This is a genomic window from Gemmobacter sp., assembly GCF_016792925.1.
Classification (GTDB): Bacteria; Pseudomonadota; Alphaproteobacteria; order Rhodobacterales; family Rhodobacteraceae; genus Gemmobacter.
Genome location: NZ_JAEULU010000034.1, coordinates 1 through 3,182 on the forward strand (window position 1 = coordinate 1; position 3,182 = coordinate 3,182).

Below are 3,182 nucleotides of genomic sequence, written 5' to 3' on the forward strand. Positions count from 1 at the left end.
GCGGGCGCACCACCTGCCGGGATGACGACGCCGGTGCCGCGCCGCGCAACGGGGCCAAGGCATTGCCGCTGGCGCTTTCGGCGCAGATGCCGCTGCACCTTGTGATCCTGATGCTGGGCACCAATGACCTGAAGCCGGTGCATGGCGGCATGGCGCTTTCGGCGCAGGCCGGGATGCGGCGGCTGGCCGAGATCGTGGCCACCTTTCCTTACAAACCGCGCAGCGCGCTGCCGAGCCTGCTGCTGGTGGCGCCGCCCGCCTGCGGGGCCGAGGCGCGGGGCGGGCGCAGTCTGGCGCAGTCGCAATTGCTGGCGCCGCTTTATGCGGCGCTGGCGACCGAGATCGGATGCGGGTTCTTCGATGCGGGTTCGGTGGCGCGGTCCAGCGCTATCGATGGCGTGCATCTGGAGGCGGAGGACAGCGCAGCGATCGGCCGGGCCCTGGTGGCGCCGGTCTTGAAGATCCTCGGTTGACCGAAGGTCAGCCAGCAGGGCAAAGGCGAGCCGTGCGCCCGGACACGGCACCAACGGGAGGAACCATGAAACATTTTCTGCTTTCGGCGGCGATGTCTGCCTTGCTGATGGGCGCGGCGCCACTGGCCTGGGCCGAAACGCCTGATGATCAACTGATCGTGGCGACCACGATGAACAATATCCTGACGCTCGATCCGGCGGCGATCACCGGTCGCGAGACGGTGCAGGTTTTGAACAATATCTATGACACGCTGGTCATCCTGTCTGACAAGGATCGCTCGATCCAGCCGCGTCTTGCTGAAAAATGGGAGATTGCGCCGGATCGCATGTCGATCCGCTTCACCCTGCGCGCCGATGCGAAATTTGCCAGCGGCAATCCGGTGACCGCCGAGGATGTGGTCTGGAGCCTCAAGCGCCTGATGACGATCAATCTGGCGCAATCGTCCTTCCTGAAAACCCGCGGCTTCAAGGCCGAAACGGCGGATCAGCACTTTGTGGCGGAAGATGCGCGCACGGTGGTGATCACCCTGCCGCAGCCGGATGACCCGAACCTGATGCTGATGGTTCTGGCGCAAAACGGGCCGGGCTCGATCCTCGACAGCAAGACCGTGATGGCGAATGAAAAGGCGGGCGATCTGGGGGCTGAATGGCTGACGCTGAACTCCGCCGGCTCTGGCCCGTTCACCCTCACGCAATGGGCCTCGAACGAATATATCATCCTGACCCGTAATGACGGCTATTGGGGTCCGGCCCCGGCGATGACCCGCGTGCTGATGCGCCACCTGCCGGAATCGCAATCGCAGCGCCTGATGCTGGAACAGGGCGACATCGACGTGGCCTATTCGATGCAGGCCCCGGATCTGGCCTCGCTGGAAGGCAATGAGGCGATCACCATCGCCTCCACCCCCGGCGCGGGCTTCTACTATCTGGCCGTGTCGATGAAGGACGAGCGGCTGGCCAACCCCAAGGTCCGGGCCGCGCTGCGCCTGTTGATTGATTACGAGGGCATCAACAAGGCCGTCATGCCCTATTACGGCAAGCCGCATCAGCGCCCGCTGTCCAGCGGCGTGATCGGGCTTTTGCCGGATCAGGGCTACAAGCTGGATGTCGCCGGAGCCAAAGCCCTGCTGGCCGAGGCGGGTTATGCCGACGGGTTCAAGGTCACGCTGCGGGTGCTGTCGGAAGACCCGTTCCTGAAAGCGGCGACGGCCATTCAGAACACTTTGGCGCAGGCAGGCATCGAGGCCGAGTTGATCACCGGCTCGGGCGATCAGATTTATGGCGCGATGCGAGAGCGGAATTTCGAGCTGTTGGTGGGCCGGGGCGGTGGCGGGCAACAGCCGCATCCCGACAGCAACCTGCGCGCGCTGGCCTATAACCCCGACAACAGCGACGAAGCCAAGCTGACCAATTATCAGGGCTGGCGCACCAGCTATTATGATGCGGCGCTGAATGGCATGATCGAGGCGGCCCTGCTGGAGCAAGACCCCGCCGCGCAGATCAAGGCCTATGAGGCGATTCAGGTGCATATTGACGAAACCGTGCCGTCGATCCTGCCTTTCTCCGAGGTGGAGGATACCGTGGCCTATCAGACCGATGTGCAGGGCATGATCGTCAGCCCCTGGTTGTCGCGGTTTGAAACGGTGACCAAGGCGCGCTGATCCCGCGCAAGTCAGACAAGCGGGCGCATCGCAGGATGCGCCCGTTTTGCCATGTCGAACGGGCGGCGCCAAGATCGGCACTGCCGGGCGGGGCATCCCCACGAAAAAGCCGCGCCCAGTTTGGGGCGCGGCTTTCGGGTTGGCTGGGCAGCGGCGGTCTTAGCGCCCGCCCTCATATTCCAGCGAGGCGGCAATCAGCTCTCGCGCATAGGGATGCGTGGCCTCATTGCCGGGAATGGCACTGCGCGGCAGAACCTCGGTCACCTCGCCATGCAGCATGACGGCGAAGCGGTCACACATGTGATCCACCACCGCCAGATCATGCGTGACCATGATATAGGTAAAGCCGCGCTCAGCCCGCAGCCGGGTCAGCAGGTTCAAGATCTCGGCCTGCACCGAGACATCCAGCGCGCTGGTCGGCTCATCCAGCAGCAGCACGGCAGGCTCCAGGATCAGCGCCCGCGCAATCGCCACGCGCTGCCGCTGCCCGCCCGAAAGCTGATGCGGGAAACGATCCAGAAAATCCAGTGGCAGGCCCACATCGGTGAGGGCGCGCTGCATCCGGGCCTCGGCATCCTTCAGCCCGTGAATGCGCAACGGTTCGGCCAGCACGCTGCGCACCGACTGGCGCGGATGCAGGCTGCCATAGGGGTCTTGAAACACCATTTGCAGCAGGCGGCAGCGCTCTTTCAGGGGGATGGCGCGGACACTGCGACCGCCGATCCGCACATGGCCTGTCCAGAAATCGGTCAGCATGGCGGCACAGCGCAGCACGGTGGATTTGCCCGACCCGCTTTCGCCCACCAGCCCGAAACATTCGCCGGGCGCCACGGAAAAGCTGACCCCCGGCAAGACGCGCACGGCGTCGGGGCCGGTGCCGAACACGATGGAGAGATTTTCGATCTCGACCGAAACGGTCATGGCTGCGGCTCCTTCCATTCGGGGCGGCGGTCCAGCACGGCCAAGGGTGCGCGCGGGCCGCCAATGCGGGGCTGCGCGGCCAAAAGGCCACGGGTAGAGGGGTGGCGGGCCTGATCCATGTCGCGCG

General features: G+C 64.9%; 3 protein-coding genes. 2 read left to right on the forward strand and 1 reads right to left on the reverse strand.

Translation table 11 applies throughout. The features are described from left to right. The coding region (locus tag JNN06_RS01745) for an arylesterase (protein WP_291237878.1) at positions 1–473 on the forward strand (473 nt) is incomplete at its 5' end. Between the two features lie 65 nt (positions 474–538). Further along, on the forward strand, positions 539–2,134 hold the full coding sequence (locus JNN06_RS01750; RefSeq protein WP_291237879.1) for an ABC transporter substrate-binding protein: 1,596 nt from the start codon (positions 539–541) through the stop codon (positions 2,132–2,134). 159 nt (positions 2,135–2,293) lie between these two features. On the opposite strand, the gene JNN06_RS01755 is transcribed toward JNN06_RS01750, so the two are convergent. Continuing rightward, positions 2,294–3,055, reverse strand: coding sequence for an ABC transporter ATP-binding protein (locus tag JNN06_RS01755; protein ID WP_291237880.1), 762 nt, complete (start codon positions 3,053–3,055; stop codon positions 2,294–2,296). Between the last annotated feature and the right edge of the window lie 127 nt (positions 3,056–3,182).

Coding starts and splice junctions, on each gene's coding strand:
- JNN06_RS01755 (WP_291237880.1), bottom strand. CDS start 3,055: ATGACCGTTTCGGTCGAGATCGAAAATCTCTCCATCGTGTTCGGCACC.
- JNN06_RS01750 (WP_291237879.1), top strand. CDS start 539: ATGAAACATTTTCTGCTTTCGGCGGCGATGTCTGCCTTGCTGATGGGC.